The organism is Gordonia sp. YC-XJ4, from assembly GCF_059511865.1.
This window is the reverse complement of the sequence record NZ_CM183447.1, coordinates 2,958,922-2,972,800: the sequence shown is the minus strand read 5'-3', so window position 1 is coordinate 2,972,800 and position 13,879 is coordinate 2,958,922. Positions and strand designations below refer to the sequence as shown.

Here is a 13,879-nt window from a genome sequence, read left to right as displayed (position 1 = left end):
TAGGTTCGTTCCATCAGGGTGTTGCGCTGCGGCGTGGCCCGACCATCGGACAGGGGGTATCAACTGATGACGACCACCAGGATTCCGGTCAGCATCGATCGGGCATGGCACGTCGGCGCAGACGGGGTGAGCTACCCACCCGAGCCGTGGTATCTCGGTGGCGACGCTCTCATGTCGGCGTTCGTCGTTCCGCGCGCCGACCTACCAGCCGAGGCGTTCGGCGTCATCCCCTCCGGAGCCCGCCTGCTCACGGTGGCGGGCAAGGTACTCGTCGTCGCCGCCGTCCTGCACTACACCGAGGGCGGGGTCCTGCAGTACGAAGAACTGCTCACGACCTATCCGGTGGTCTCGCCACGTCACGGTGTGCGGGTCAGCATTCCCGACATCTGGGTGACCAGCCCGAACTCGCGCACGGGCGGACGCGAGCTCTGGGGAATCCCCAAGCACCTCGGCGAGTTCACCCGCGAACGATCCGGCCGCCGGATCACCACCGCGATGACCGTGGACGGCCACGATGTCGCGGCACTCGATGCGCGGCTGGGACCGCGCCTGCTTCCCGGAACGCATCAGATCCCCCTACCGACCGCCCAGGTCCTCGACGGTCGTAGCTCGTGGTCGACCAACCGGATCGTCGCCCGACTCCGCACCGCGCGGGCGCAGTGGTCCTTTGCACCCGACGGACCACTCGGGTATCTCGCGGGTCGTCGTCCCCTGATCACCGTCGCCACCACCGACGCCGCGATCTTGTTCGGCACCAAGGTCACTCACGACTGACCGACCTCTCCCCCGACCGGAATCGTTTCCGGGACGTGGCCCCGACGTTGTCCTCCGGGCACAAACGCGCGTCCGAACTCTGGCTCGTGAGACCGTTCCACATCACATCACCCCTTTCTAGTGTCATAAGTCACAGACATGCGAAAGGGTATGCACCAGTGATCAGTTCCTCGTTCTTCGCCTGGGATCTCCGCGAGCGTGGCGACGCTCCGTGCGTCGCCGATGACACCGTCGACCTCACCTACCGCGGCTTCGCCGACCGGGTCGATGCATGTGCCCAGAAGCTGCAGCGACTCGGCGTCCGGCATGGTGACGTCGTGGCGACGGTCCTGCCGAACCGTGCCGAACTGCTCGTCGTCCTGATGGCCGCGTGGCGTCTGCGCGCGGTGGCGACCCCGGTCAACCCCACGTTCACCGCTGACGAGATGCAGTATCAGTTCGCGGATTCCGGCGCGGCGGTCGTCGTGTCCGACGTCGCGGATCTGCGGGCCGACAGGCCCGTGCTCCACGTCGACGACCTGTCTCCGGCCCCCACCCCGGGGTGGCGGGCGCCGACCGAGCCCGCCGACGCCGACGATGCCTTGCTGATCTATACCTCCGGATCGACGGGACGTCCCAAGGGAGTTCGGCTGACCCACGCGAACCTGCGCTACATGGCCACGGCAATGGCACACCACCTCGAGCTCGACGCCGACGATCACGCATTACTGATCCTGCCGCTGTTCCACGTGAACGCGATCTGCGTGAGCTTCCTGGCGCCGATCCTGGCCGGCGGACGACTCAGCATCACCGGACGGTTCTCGGTCTCGAGGTTCTTCGACGACGTCGAACGTCTACGACCCACCTACTTCTCGGCCGTACCGACCATCTATGCACTGCTGGTCTCCCATCCCGACCTCGAGCGTCGGGCTCGGACGCTCGACTCCCTGCGTTTCGCGATCTGCGGCGCCGCACCGATTTCCGCAGAACTTCTCGATCGCGTCGAGAACAGCCTGCGGATACCGATTCTCGAGGGCTACGGACTCACCGAGGGCACCTGCGCATCGACGTGCAACCCGCGTCACGGGATACGCAAGCTCGGCACCGTGGGGCCGGCCATCGAGGGCCAGCGCATCCATGTGGTCGGAGCCGACGGCGCGGACCTACCCACCGGTGACGTCGGTGAGGTGGTCATCACCGGACCCAATGTGATGCGCGGTTACCTCAATCGTCCCGAGGACACCGCGAAGACCGTCGGCGAGGGTCGGCTGCACACCGGCGACGTCGGCCGACTCGATGCCGATGGTTATCTGACGATTGTCGACCGCATCAAGGACTTGATCATCCGCGGCGGAGAAAACCTGTACCCCAAGGAAATCGAGAACGCCCTCGCGACCCACCCGGGAGTACTCGAGTGCGCGGTCGTCGGCGCACCCCATCCGGTGTACGGAGAGATCCCGATCGCCTTCGTCGTCACCTACCCCGACCACACCATCGACGACGACGACCTCACGCGGCATCTCGGCTCGCTGGTGACGAGGGCCAAGATCCCCGAGTCGATCCACATCGTCGAGGCCCTCCCCCGAAACCCGGTGGGCAAGATCGACAAACCAGCTCTCCGCCGGCAATTCGCAACGCCGACAGCGTTGTAGCGCGCGCTGTTGTAGTCCCCGCGCAATCGCATTCTCCCTCCCCCCGAACCGGCCGCACGACGGCGTCGGGTCGGCCGAACGCGTCCGCACCCCGAAACCACCCACCAATTTCGCTTCACCCCGAAGGAGTACCCATGGGATTCACCACCCCGGATTTCCCGCCCGTGGAACCGGAGACCTTTCTCGACAGGCCGTTTCTCGACCGGCTGCGCGTTCTCGGCGCGCACTGGGCCGAATACGGCTTCGGCACACCCAAGATGGTGCACACGATCTACCTGATCAAGGTCGGCGTGCTGTATATCGTTGCGGGACTGTGTATCGCGACGTTCAGTTCGGGACTCAACGTTGTCGACGTCGGTTCCTGGTGGAACGAACTGATCGTGTATCAAAAGGTGGTCCTGTGGACCGTCCTGCTCGAAACCCTCGGGCTCGGCGGGTCGTGGGGTCCGCTGGCCGGCCATTTCAAACCGATGACCGGTGGGTTCCTGTTCTGGTTGCGGCCGGAGACGATCCGCCTGCCACCGTGGCCGGGACGCGTACCGTTCACCAGAGGTGATTCCCGAACTGTCGCCGATGTCGTGATCTACGCGGCAATCCTGATCACCATCGTTGTCGCACTGGCACTCCCGGGCGTTGCGTCATCGTCGATGAACTCGGTCGTCGCCGGTGATCACGGCGTGGTGAATCCGGTGGTGCTCTACCCGCTGATCGCGCTCTTCGTGGTCATCGGGTTGCGCGACAAGGTGATCTTCATCGCGGCACGGTCCGAGCAGTACCTGCCGGCACTGGTGTTCTTCGCCTTCCTGCCCTACGTGGACATGATCCTGGCGCTCAAGCTCCTGATCGTCACCGTCTGGGTCGGCGCCGGCATTTCCAAACTGGGACATCACTTCTCGATGGTCATCCCGCCGATGCTGTCGAACACCCCCTGGTTGCCGTTCCGGTCGATCAAACGCGCCCACTACCGCGACTTCCCGCACGACATGCGACCGTCGCGCCTCGCCTCGGGAGTCGGGCACGTCTTGGGCACCATCGTCGAGATCGTGACTCCGTTGGTGCTGCTGTTCTCCACCAACAAGTGGCTTACGCTGGCGGGCGTGGTGCTGATGGTCTGCTTCCACCTGTTCATCTTCTCCACCTTCCCCCTCGCGGTACCGCTGGAGTGGAACATCCTGTTCGCCTACGCGTCGATCTTCTTGTTCTGGGGACACCCCACGTGGGACGGTTTCGCGCTGACCGACACCACCATGCCGTGGGTGCTCGCCCTGATCGCCGCAGCGCTGTGCTTCTTCCCGGTGCTGGGCAATCTCCGCCCGGACCTCGTGTCGTTCCTGCCGTCGATGCGGCAGTACGCCGGGAACTGGGCGTCGGCCACGTGGGCCTTCGCACCGGGCGCCGAGGACAAACTCGACCAGTGCGTGGTGCGCTCATCGAAGACACCAGGACCCAGCTGCTCGCGTCGTATCCACCGGAGGTCGCCGACGTCGTCATGCACCAGATGATGGCGTGGCGTTCCCTGCACAGTCAGGGGCGTGCGCTGTTCTCACTCATGATGCGTCACCTGGGCGACGACATCGACACCTACACTCTGCGAGAGGCCGAGTTCTCGTGTAATTCGCTGGTGGCCTTCAACTTCGGTGACGGACACCTGCACGACGAGAAGATGATCGCGGCCCTGCAGCGCCGTTGTGACTTCGCGCCCGGTGAGTTCACGATCGCCTGGATCGAGTCGCAACCCATCCACAAGGGCACCCAGCGCTACAAGGTGATCGACGCGGCGCTCGGGGTCATCGAGACGGGCACCTACCGGGTCGCCGACGCGGTTGCCGAGCAGCCGTGGTTGCCCAATGGGCCGATCCCGGTGCAGGTCGACTGGACGCTCGACATTGACGCCCGCCGCGCGCTCACCGATCCTGAGATCGTGACCGAACCCCGGATGCGCTCGACACCCTCGCGGCAGGTGCAACCGTGACGACTGCCGTCGTCGTCGGCGGCGGGCCCAACGGGCTCGCCGCCGCCCTGCATCTCGCCCGCAACGGCGTCGAGGTCACCGTCCTCGAGGCCGCCGACGAGGTCGGCGGGGGTAGTCGGTCGGGCGAGCTGACCGAACCGGGCCTCATCCACGATCACTGTGCGGCCTTTCACCCACTGGCAATGGGTTCGCCGTTCTGGCGCAGCGTCGGCCTGGAGTCCTACGGCTTGACCTGGTGCCTCCCGGAGATCGACTGCGCCCATCCCCTCGACGACGGGACTGCCGGACTCCTGTACCGCAGCATCGATCGGACCGCCGACGGACTCGGCCCCGACGGCCTGCGTTGGCGGCTGGCCCTCGGTGACCTCGCGCGCGGCTTCGACGAGCTCGGCGAGGATCTCCTTCGTCCGGTCGTACATCTGCCGCGGCATCCGTTGCGGCTGGCGGCCTTCGGGCCGCGTGCGGTATTGCCCGCGACCGTGATGGCCCGCTGGTTCCGTACCGATCGCGGTCGCGCGCTGTTCGCCGGTATCGCGGCGCACGCGTTCACCCGACTCGACCGGCCGCTCACCGCTTCGCTGGGCATGATGATCGCGGCGAGCGGACATCGCCACGGGTGGCCGGTCGCCCGAGGGGGTTCCGGTGCGATCGCCACCGCCGCGGCGGCCGCGATCGGTGACCACGGCGGCAAGATCGAGACCGGCACACTGGTCTCGGCGCGCTCCGACATCCCGTCCGCCGATCTGGTTTTGCTGGATCTCTCACCCGCGCAGGCACTCTCGATTTATGGTGACCAGATGCCGGCCAGGGTGAGACGCGCGTTGCAGCGTTACCGCGTGGGATCGTCGGCGTTCAAGGTCGACTACGCCCTCGACGGCGACATCCCCTGGACGACTCCCGACTGCGGACGCGCGGGCACCGTTCATCTCGGTGGTGATGCCTTCGAGGTGTGGCACACCGAGCGGCAGCGGGCCGCCGGGATCATGGTGGACAGGCCGTTCGTCCTGCTCGGGCAGCAGTATCTCGCCGATCGGTCGCGCAGCCGCGGCGGACTCAATCCGATCTACGCCTACGCCCACGTACCCCGCGGATACGACGGCGACGCCACCGACGCGGTGACCGCCCAGATCGAACGTTTCGCCCCCGGATTCCGCGATCGGATCGTCACCGTGCGCAGTACCGGTACCCGTCAATTGCAGTCCTACAACCCCAATTTCGCTCTCGGAGACATCATCGGCGGAGCCAATGACGGGCTGCAGATGCTGGCGCGCCCGCGACTATCGGCGAACCCGTACGCGCTCGGCGTCGACGGGGTCTATTTGTGTTCACAGTCCACCCCGCCCGGCGCGGGCGTGCACGGCCTGTGCGGTTATCACGCTGCGTCGGCGGCCCTGGCATCGTTGCGGGGGCGCCGATGACCGAGGTCGATGGCGATCGAGGGACGCAGGCGCGTGCGCGGCTGGCCCGCATGCCTGCGACCGCCGATGCCGAGTTGCAGGAGGTGGTCACGGCGATCGCGCGCCGGCTCCGCGCGCAGGAGGCGACCATCGTCGCGGATCTGACCGCCATGATGGCCCGCGAGATCGACCATCTCGACGCGGATCCGAAGCTCGTCGAGATGCTCGAGGCGAGTGTGCACGGCAACGTCTCGACGATCATCCACGTTCTCGCCAACGACATCCCCGTCGATCATCTGCAGCCGACGACCGCCGCGGTCGAGTACGCGCTGCGCCTCGCGCAACGCGATGTGCCGTCGAATTCCCTTGTGCGCGCCTATCATCTGGGCCAGAACGCGGTGATGTTGTTGTGCTATCAGATGATCGGTGAACTGGAGCTGGACGCGGACCGGGCGATGGCGGTGACCCGACACATTTCGGGCGTCATGTTCGGCTACATCGACTGGATCACCCTCTATGTGTTCCAGGCGTACGAGGATGAACGCCGCCGATGGCTCGGCGCCGACGCCACGCTGTCCTCGACCGCGATTCGTCGCGTTCTCGACGGCACCGACACCGACGGCCGCACCTTCACCGAGCAGACCCGATACCGGCTGGACCGCCCGCATCTCGCCGCGATCATCTGGTCCGACGACGACGGTGTGGATCTCCGGCGCCTGCACCGCGGCGCCGAGGAACTCGCGGTTCGCCTGCGCGCCGACGGGCCTCCGATCCTCACGGCCGTGGACCGGTCGACGATCTGGGTCTGGTTCCCGCTGCGCACGGCGTCGAGTGAGCGTGCGGTCGGTGAGATCGACCTGCCACCTGGACTCCGGGGTGCGTTCGGTCTGGTCGGTGCGGGCGTCGACGGATTCCGTCGCAGCCATGAGCAGGCTCGCGGGGCCTATGCGGTGGCGATCATGCCCGGCAGCGGCACCGGATCGATCGTGGGATTCGCTGACCGCGGAGTCGCCATCGCCTCGCTGCTCGCGCAGGATCTGCCGGCCACCACGGCCTGGGTGCGGGAGGTGCTCGGTGGTCTCGCCGACGATTCACCCACGGCGGCGACGCTGCGCGAGACGCTCTCGGTCTACTACGCGACCCGAGAGAGTCATCTGCATACCGCGACCCGCCTCAACCTGCATCGCAACACGGTAAAGTACCGCGTCGGCAAAGCGCTGGCCGAGGTACCCGGACATCGCGACCGGCTCGATCTCGCCCTGGCGTTGACGGTCTGTGAACTGTTGGGGCCCAGCATCATCTCCGGTCCGGCCTGACCCGACCGGGGCCATCGGCGGGACGCAGGGCCCACGCGGGCACCCAGTGGGTGACCGACTCCTGCCGGTCGCGTGCGCTCAGGGTGTAGGTGACCTTGCCGTACCACTCTCCCCACTCCGACAGCCCCCACTCGGTGAGGACTCCGGTGGCGACTTTCCGGATCTGCAGGCCGTCGGGATGATAAGTGCCACTGTGGTGCGGGGTCTGCGGATACAGCGCGTTGAGATCGATCAGCACCGCCCGGTGGCCGACGCGCACGAAAGCAGGCCGGTGGGGTCGCCCGCTGTCGCCGCCGATCCGAGCCATACCCACGCATCCGATCATATGTTCGATTGCTGTCGTTTATCCAACCGGCGATGCGGGTATCCCGCCGTCACGGAGACGATTCGAGTGAACGAACGTACACTGAGAACCATGAGCAGCAGGCGGTTGGTCGGCGAACAGGGAGAAGTCCGTGCGCTGGCACGACTGGGACTGAGCGAACTGGGCAAGGCCACCGTCGGGATCGCGCGGGTGCACCGTGCGACCTCGGCGGCGGTCTTCGGCACGCTCGACCTCGCGATCGGCAGGCCTGTCGCGCCGGTGCGCACCGTGCACGACGCGGTCAGTGAAGCGGTCTACACCTCGATCACCGGAGTGCTGGACTCGGCCACGATCGTCGCCGACGCGTTGCCCGAGACCGGGCCTCAGCCCACCAGGACCGTCCGTGGCGCGGCCATGATCGGCATTCTCGACGGACTCATCGGCGACGCCCTCGACGACGAACATTCCCCGCTGGCGCCGCAGATGGCTCCCCGTGTCGGCGGGTCGCCGGTCGCCGTGACCACCGACGGCTTGGCCGCCGCGTATCCGCGCGCCACCGGACACCTCGTCGTCTTCCTGCACGGGCTGATGGAGACCGAACACGCCTGGCGACTCGGTGGACGCCCGACCTATGGAGCGCGGCTCGTCGACGACATCGGTGCCACCGAGGTGCAGATCCGCTACAACACCGGCCGCCACATCAGCGACAACGGCGCGACCCTCGCCCGATTGCTGAGCGAGATGGTCCTGCTGTGGCCGGTGCCGGTCACCCGCATCTCGCTCGTGGGGCATTCGATGGGCGGCCTCGTCATCCGCAGCGCGTGTCACCTCGGTACGAGCAACCGCGCGCCGTGGGTGCCGTTGGTGACCGAGACGGTCAGTCTCGGCTCCCCGCACCTCGGTGCGCCCCTGGCACGGGGCGTGCACGCCGCGTCGTCGGCGTTGCGCATGCTGTCGGTGACCCGACCGTTCGGCGAGTTGTTGCGTCGGCGCAGTGCCGGCGTCCGAGATCTCTTCCACGGCAACGTCATCGCCGAGGATGGACCATCGGCGGATCCGGACGGCTGGTGGCAGGCGCCCGGCGCGGACGTCCCACTACTCGCCGGCGCCCGCCATCTGTTCGTCACGGCCTCCCTCTTCGGCAATCCACGCCACCCGCTCGGCCGCTTCATCGGTGACGGCCTGGTTCTGACGCCGAGCGGTCGAGGGTTCCATCGCTCCCGGCGGATCGGATTCCGCGACGAGGACGGCATGCATCTGGGCCGCGCGAACCATTTCACACTGCTCAACCACGACGATATCTACCTGTGGCTCCGTGACGGACTCCGTCCGCTGCGAGCACTCACTGCCGGCTAGTCGAACAGATCAATCGAACGAATTGACGGATTTCTCTTGCGGTGACAGCCGCCGCCGACTACAGACCGACCTGGTGACGGTCACCGAGGAACACGAACGTGCCGCTCGGCGGATGGAATCGGTGAGTCAGCCCGCACTGATCGAGGTCGAGAACCGCGGGGTGTACCGGAAGCTGGGTTTTCAGAACATCTCCGGCTTTCTCAGTCGCCGATTACGGATCACCGACACCTTCCGTCGTAAACGACGGTTGCAGGCGTCGGGGCAGTTCACGACACCCACCGGTACGCCGCTATCGCCGTCGGCACCAACCCTGGCCGACGGTGTCGCCGACGGCGTTCTCGGCCCGGACCACGTCCACGCGGTCCTCGACGTGCTCGGCAAGATCCCGGTCGCATTGCCCGCCGAGGTCCACACCGCAGCGGAGCAAACGCTGGGGCAACTGGCACGCGAACACACCCCCGCGGAGTTGGGGGTCCTCGGGCAACAACTGCTTGCCCGGGTCGATCCCGACGGCGAGCTGACCGAACCCGCCGACCGGGCCCGGCAACGGCAACTATGGTTGGGACGTCAAGACGCCCAACAGATGTCGGTGATCAAAGGCCGCCTGGACCCGGCCACCCGCGCGATGTTCGACGTGGTGTTGGCGTCATGGGCGGCCAAAGGCGTCAACAATCCCGACGACGAGCACTCCCCGCACGGATCCGTCCACGATGCCGACCCGGACGTGGTGGAGGCCGCGGCCCAACGCGATACACGCGCCACCGCGCAACGCCAGCATGATGCGTTCCGTGCCCTGCTCCACGCCACCCTCGACGGCGGGTTGCTGGGTAAGAGTCATCGGGGTCTGCCGCCGCAGTTGATCGTGTCGATCACCTCCCAGGAATTACGCGAGCAGGCCGGTCTCGGACGTACCGCCACCGGTACGACACTGCCGATCGGTGCCGTGGTGGAGGTGGCGGCACGGGCGCAACAGTATTTGGCGGTGTACGCCGATCATTCGTCGGAGATCTTGTATTTCGGGCAAGCCCGTCGGTTCGCCTCACGGGGGCAGCGGCTGGCCCTGGCCGATTCCTACGGGGGCTGTTCGCATCCGGACTGTTCGGCGCCGATGGTGCATGTCGAAATCCACCACGCCGCCCGTGACTATGCGCGGGGCGGGAACACCGACATCCACGATCTCGCCCCGGCGTGCGGCGTGCACAACCGCATGGTCGGCCCCGACACCGGCCAGTACACCACCGAACTGATCCGCAGTGGCCCCGACGCCGGACGCTTCGGCTGGCGACTCAACACCGAACCCGGACAGCCACAGAATCCGTTGCGGGTCAACCGATTCTTTCGGATCGACCGGACGTTTCGGGCCGCGGTCGAACACATCCGAGACGCGGCCGGCATACCGGCCGACCCGCCCTCACCACCGGTATCGAGGTGCGAAGCCCGCCTCGATACCGGGGTACAGCGAGTCGTGCACCGCGAAGCCAACAGCCAACACGGCCACCGACGGACCGGCCCACACGATCACCCACCACCCGGACTGGGGCCACCAGGACTGAGTCCACCCGGGCTGGGTCCACCCGACCGTCATCGACCACAGGCACCACGAGGCGACATCAACTACTTCCTCGCCCACCCCGACGCAGCCTGACCAGACCAACGATCCAACAACCACACACACGCGAAGTCACCGGCACACCACAACGGACGCCGGTGACCTCGCCATGCGTTGATGACGGGGCACACCTCTGCGCCATCCTCGAATCCGGCGGAGCGGCTTGACCTTCAGGTAGGTCGAGGTCCGATGATGTCCCGGTGACCAATTCGGAGATGATGTCGATCGGGGCGTTCGCCGATGCGTGCGGCCTGACGACGAGCGCCCTACGTTTCTACGACGACGCCGGGCTACTGCGGCCAGATCGGGTCGATCCAGGCTCGGGCTACCGCTGGTACACCCCGGGCCAATGTGACCGTGCGGTCCTGGTTCGACGCCTACGAGAAATCGGCATGCCCATCGTGGGGGTGCGGAAGATGCTCGACTCCGCACCGCTCGATGCCAAGCGTTGTCTCGACGATTACCTCGCGGAGATCATCGGCGCGGCCGAAGCCGCACGGTCGACTGCCTCGCTCATCAAGGCACAGTGGGACATTCAGCCAGAACCCGGTGTGACGACGATCAGTGGAGCGATGTTTGCCGCCGCGACCGACCAGGTTCTCACCACCACGGCATGCGACGCGGAGTTCGCCGTCCTCAGCGGCGTTCGCGTGGAGATCGAAAACGGGGCTCTCACAATGAGTGCCACCGATCGCTTTCGGCTCACGACTCGGTCGCTCGTCGCCGGGCAGACGGGCGCGACGTGTGCGGGCACGGTCCACGCAGACGACCTGCGCCGGTGCCTGGCCGATCTCCGACACTCCCCTGTCGTTGAGCTGACTGTCGACGACGACGGCCTCACGATCACGCTTCCCGGCGGACGCCGGCGTCACTGCCGATTGATCGACGACACCTTCCCGGATCATCGTGCGCTGCTCGGGGCGCTGCCGACTCCGACGACAACGATGCTGACGTCGAGGACCGGACTGCTCGACGCACTCGAGCGCGGCCCCGCAGAATTCGTCGAGATGCAGATCGATGAGGGGCGGATCGCCCTTCGCCCGTACCCGTGCCCGTCCGACGACGACTCCGACTCTGGCACCGCAGAGCTCGGCGACGAGATGCGCCTGGTGGCCGAGGTGACAGGTGTAGCGCTGACCCTCTGGTTCGAGATGACGACGCTCTATCCGGCGATCAGCACCGCGATCGGCGCGGACGTGCTCGTCGAACTCCGCGGCAGAGATCAGCCCGCCACGATCCGCTCGGCCGATCGTGGCGAACTGACCACACTGGTGATGCCGGTCAGGAACCCTGCGTCCGCCGGCCGGGTCGCGTCCTGACCTTCGGGAGCAACGCATAGCCGGGCGCCGCACTCAGCCGACCGGGTCGAGAACCACCCGCACCGACACCGAACCCTTCTCGTCGCGTGTCGCGACGGCATGTCCTGTCCGCTCGGCGCCGTCGAGCAGCAGCGACAGCGGTCCACCGTTCCCGGTGAAGTTGCGCCACCACTTCTTCTTGTCCGGCAGCGCCACTCCGATCAGGACGGTGTCACGAGGTGCCCCTCCCTCGGAGGTCGCAGTGCCGTGTCGATACGCGACCGGCAGCCGGAACGTGGCGCCCGACCGACGGCCGGTGTAGGTCACCACGGTCATCGACCTGCCCAGTGCCGGACCGACGACCGGTAATCCGAACAGCGGGATGACCGCTTTGTTGGTCATGGCTGCTGCGGAGGTGAACAGGCTCATCGGGCTCCTTCGTCGTGGACGGATGCGGCACGGCGCGGGTGGTCAGTGCCGATGACGGTCGAACGGCCGATGATGATCGAACGCGTCGCAAGGGCATCGTCGTTGATGGTGGCCACCTTGGTACCCGGTTTGCGGCCGTCTCGGACCTCGGAGATGCCGACCCCGGCGTCGGTCAGGCGACGATGGGTAGCCCCAATGTCGGTGCTCCCCCACGCAATACCCCATAGGCGGATGGGCTCGTCGGCGGGCGCGCTGTCGGGGACGACGACTTCCACGACGAGATCGCCTCGGCGGAAGAACAACTGTCGCAGACCGTCGACGACTCGGCGGTCGAGCCGGAAATCCAGTCCGAGCGTGGCACCGAACAGCGCGACCGCGTGATTGCGATCGGGGCTGGAGAACACGAGATGATCGATACCGGCGATGTCGGCGGCAACCTCGGGCGCCGACACGGTCAGCCCGCGATCGGCCACCGGGTCGGCCGGGGTGACACCGAAGGGCAACGTGTCGACATGCCACTCCCCGCGCACGTCATCTCCCGTCGGTGCCGTCAGCTCCAGACCGCGCCGCCGGAGTAGGCGCACATGACCGTCGGCGTCGGGGACTCCGAAGAGTACTCGGTGCTGATCACCAGATGTACTGGGCCGCAATCGGATTCGAGCAGCGAACACGCCGATGTCGTCGGTGGGCTGCGACAGACCGAGCAGCCTTGCATATGCCGCGGCCGATGCGTCGACGTCGGGCGTGCCGAGATCGACAACGGCAACCGGGTCGTGCGGTCCGGTCGGTGCCGTGGCGGTGGGTCCGGTCTCGATCCCGCTCGGGACGTCGGTGTCGGCGTCATGGGCCATCGGAGAAATGCTCCTCATCGTCTGTGTCGGCCGCGACGGCCGCGCGGGGGTCGGGGTGGCTCCTCGCGCGGCGGGCTGCTGGTGATGTGCCACGACCCGCAGTCACAGCGATAACACCGCAGCGTCGGCGCACGCCGACCGACCTGCCGTATCCGGCCGATCCCCTCGATGGCTGCCGCCTCCGAACCGAAGGCGTCCTTGTACGGCGTCGGACAGTCCCGATACACCGGCGCCGGACGCCGTCGACGCCGCGGGGTCAGGTCTGTCCGCGCCTCCACACCTCGATAGAACTGCTCGAGGTCGTCGTCGGAGAAAGGCGTCATCACTGCACCACCACCGATCTGCGACGGCGCGTCGACCTCTTCTGTCGGTCGCAAGCATCCGGGTGGTTGCCTGATCGGGTGGGCACATACCCAGCCTGCCATCCTCCTCGGCGTGACGTCGCGTCAGCGCGCCGAGCGCTCGGCGTGTTATCGGCTCAGCGCGCCATCCACAACCGCCGGCGGATCACCTGGCGCATCCGCCGCAATTCGGAGTTGCTCAGTCCGCTCGGCGGTGCCTCGTCGACGAGCTGATCGACCTGCGCGAAGAAGTCACGATCGGTCAGCCCGAACTGCTCGGTGATCTCACGGGACGAGCCACCGCCCAATGTGTACCAACTCGTCTCGAAGTCGATCATCTGCTGCTGCTTGTTGTTGATCACTGTCATGGTGCCGCCCAACCATCGTGGTGTTTCCGTGCGCACAGAACACTCTCGGTCTTGGCTCGGCCGAGAATGTTGCAGGAGTGCGGTTGACGTCCTTTGTACACCGCGACGGTGACCGAGGGCAGTCATTTGTGCACCGACGAGGTTAATCCCCGCGAGCTCTTTCCACAGGTATCGAAACACCGTGTCGCAGTGGACGACTACGTCGGTCTTTCTCGCCGTGGCGGACGTGCCGG

General features: G+C 66.7%; 12 protein-coding genes and 1 pseudogene. 8 read left to right on the top strand and 5 right to left on the bottom strand.

All coding sequences use genetic code 11. The features are described 5' to 3' along the window. Positions 1–66: 66 nt before the first annotated feature. From AC5ZH6_RS12980 to AC5ZH6_RS12960, 5 genes and pseudogenes are all read left to right on the top strand, one after another. Entirely contained in the window at positions 67–774 is a 708-nt protein-coding gene (locus AC5ZH6_RS12980; RefSeq protein WP_006372786.1) for an acetoacetate decarboxylase family protein, read from the top strand. A 161-nt stretch (positions 775–935) separates the two neighbouring features. Then, positions 936–2,405: a class I adenylate-forming enzyme family protein gene (locus AC5ZH6_RS12975; RefSeq protein ID WP_370530214.1), complete on the top strand. Its 1,470-nt coding sequence runs from the start codon at positions 936–938 to the stop codon at positions 2,403–2,405. A gap of 134 nt (positions 2,406–2,539) precedes the next feature. Continuing rightward, positions 2,540–4,377 (top strand): annotated as a pseudogene (locus tag AC5ZH6_RS12970) (DUF3556 domain-containing protein). Beyond that, the gene (locus AC5ZH6_RS12965; protein ID WP_006372789.1) at positions 4,374–5,795 is read left to right on the top strand and encodes a phytoene desaturase family protein; all 1,422 of its coding nucleotides are present in this window, start codon (positions 4,374–4,376) and stop codon (positions 5,793–5,795) included. The pseudogene AC5ZH6_RS12970 and the gene AC5ZH6_RS12965 overlap by 4 nt, the downstream one beginning before the upstream one ends. Then, positions 5,792–7,090, top strand: a complete 1,299-nt coding sequence (locus tag AC5ZH6_RS12960) for a PucR family transcriptional regulator (RefSeq protein WP_006372790.1) — start codon at positions 5,792–5,794, stop codon at positions 7,088–7,090. Before AC5ZH6_RS12965 ends, AC5ZH6_RS12960 begins: the two co-directional genes overlap by 4 nt. On the opposite strand, the gene AC5ZH6_RS12955 is transcribed toward AC5ZH6_RS12960, so the two are convergent. Next, positions 7,071–7,397: a hypothetical protein gene (locus AC5ZH6_RS12955; protein WP_006372791.1), complete on the bottom strand. Its 327-nt coding sequence runs from the start codon at positions 7,395–7,397 to the stop codon at positions 7,071–7,073. The genes AC5ZH6_RS12960 and AC5ZH6_RS12955 overlap by 20 nt on opposite strands. Positions 7,398–7,505: 108 nt before the next feature. Here AC5ZH6_RS12955 and AC5ZH6_RS12950 point away from each other — a divergent pair, with 108 nt between their 5' ends. The 3 genes from AC5ZH6_RS12950 to AC5ZH6_RS12940 all read left to right on the top strand — a co-directional run bounded on the left by AC5ZH6_RS12950 (position 7,506) and on the right by AC5ZH6_RS12940 (position 11,678). Further along, positions 7,506–8,750: an esterase/lipase family protein gene (locus AC5ZH6_RS12950; protein ID WP_006372792.1), complete on the top strand. Its 1,245-nt coding sequence runs from the start codon at positions 7,506–7,508 to the stop codon at positions 8,748–8,750. A 73-nt stretch (positions 8,751–8,823) separates the two neighbouring features. Continuing rightward, positions 8,824–10,395 (top strand): HNH endonuclease signature motif containing protein, encoded by a 1,572-nt coding sequence (locus tag AC5ZH6_RS12945; protein WP_006372793.1) that lies wholly within the window; start codon positions 8,824–8,826, stop codon positions 10,393–10,395. A 164-nt stretch (positions 10,396–10,559) separates the two neighbouring features. After that, positions 10,560–11,678 (top strand): DNA polymerase III subunit beta family protein, encoded by a 1,119-nt coding sequence (locus AC5ZH6_RS12940; protein WP_035728876.1) that lies wholly within the window; start codon positions 10,560–10,562, stop codon positions 11,676–11,678. Positions 11,679–11,711: 33 nt separating this feature from the next. Here AC5ZH6_RS12940 and AC5ZH6_RS12935 read toward each other — a convergent pair whose 3' ends face one another. The 4 genes from AC5ZH6_RS12935 to AC5ZH6_RS12920 all read right to left on the bottom strand — a co-directional run bounded on the left by AC5ZH6_RS12935 (position 11,712) and on the right by AC5ZH6_RS12920 (position 13,637). Beyond that, complete coding sequence (locus AC5ZH6_RS12935) at positions 11,712–12,086, bottom strand: hypothetical protein (protein WP_006372795.1); 375 nt, start codon at positions 12,084–12,086, stop codon at positions 11,712–11,714. Then, a complete protein-coding gene (locus tag AC5ZH6_RS12930; RefSeq protein ID WP_006372796.1) occupies positions 12,083–12,937 on the bottom strand; it encodes a VOC family protein in 855 nt (284 codons plus the stop codon). The genes AC5ZH6_RS12935 and AC5ZH6_RS12930 overlap by 4 nt, the downstream gene beginning before the upstream one ends. Positions 12,938–12,951: 14 nt before the next feature. After that, the gene (locus AC5ZH6_RS12925) at positions 12,952–13,260 is read right to left on the bottom strand and encodes a hypothetical protein (RefSeq protein WP_006372797.1); all 309 of its coding nucleotides are present in this window, start codon (positions 13,258–13,260) and stop codon (positions 12,952–12,954) included. A 155-nt stretch (positions 13,261–13,415) separates the two neighbouring features. Further along, positions 13,416–13,637, bottom strand: a complete 222-nt coding sequence (locus tag AC5ZH6_RS12920; protein ID WP_026920127.1) for a DUF3263 domain-containing protein — start codon at positions 13,635–13,637, stop codon at positions 13,416–13,418. Positions 13,638–13,879 lie beyond the last annotated feature (242 nt).

Coding starts and splice junctions, on each gene's coding strand:
- AC5ZH6_RS12960 (WP_006372790.1), top strand. CDS start 5,792: ATGACCGAGGTCGATGGCGATCGAGGGACGCAGGCGCGTGCGCGGCTG.
- AC5ZH6_RS12935 (WP_006372795.1), bottom strand. CDS start 12,086: ATGAGCCTGTTCACCTCCGCAGCAGCCATGACCAACAAAGCGGTCATC.
- AC5ZH6_RS12930 (WP_006372796.1), bottom strand. CDS start 12,937: ATGGCCCATGACGCCGACACCGACGTCCCGAGCGGGATCGAGACCGGA.
- AC5ZH6_RS12955 (WP_006372791.1), bottom strand. CDS start 7,397: ATGGCTCGGATCGGCGGCGACAGCGGGCGACCCCACCGGCCTGCTTTC.
- AC5ZH6_RS12950 (WP_006372792.1), top strand. CDS start 7,506: ATGAGCAGCAGGCGGTTGGTCGGCGAACAGGGAGAAGTCCGTGCGCTG.
- AC5ZH6_RS12925 (WP_006372797.1), bottom strand. CDS start 13,260: ATGACGCCTTTCTCCGACGACGACCTCGAGCAGTTCTATCGAGGTGTG.
- AC5ZH6_RS12980 (WP_006372786.1), top strand. CDS start 67: ATGACGACCACCAGGATTCCGGTCAGCATCGATCGGGCATGGCACGTC.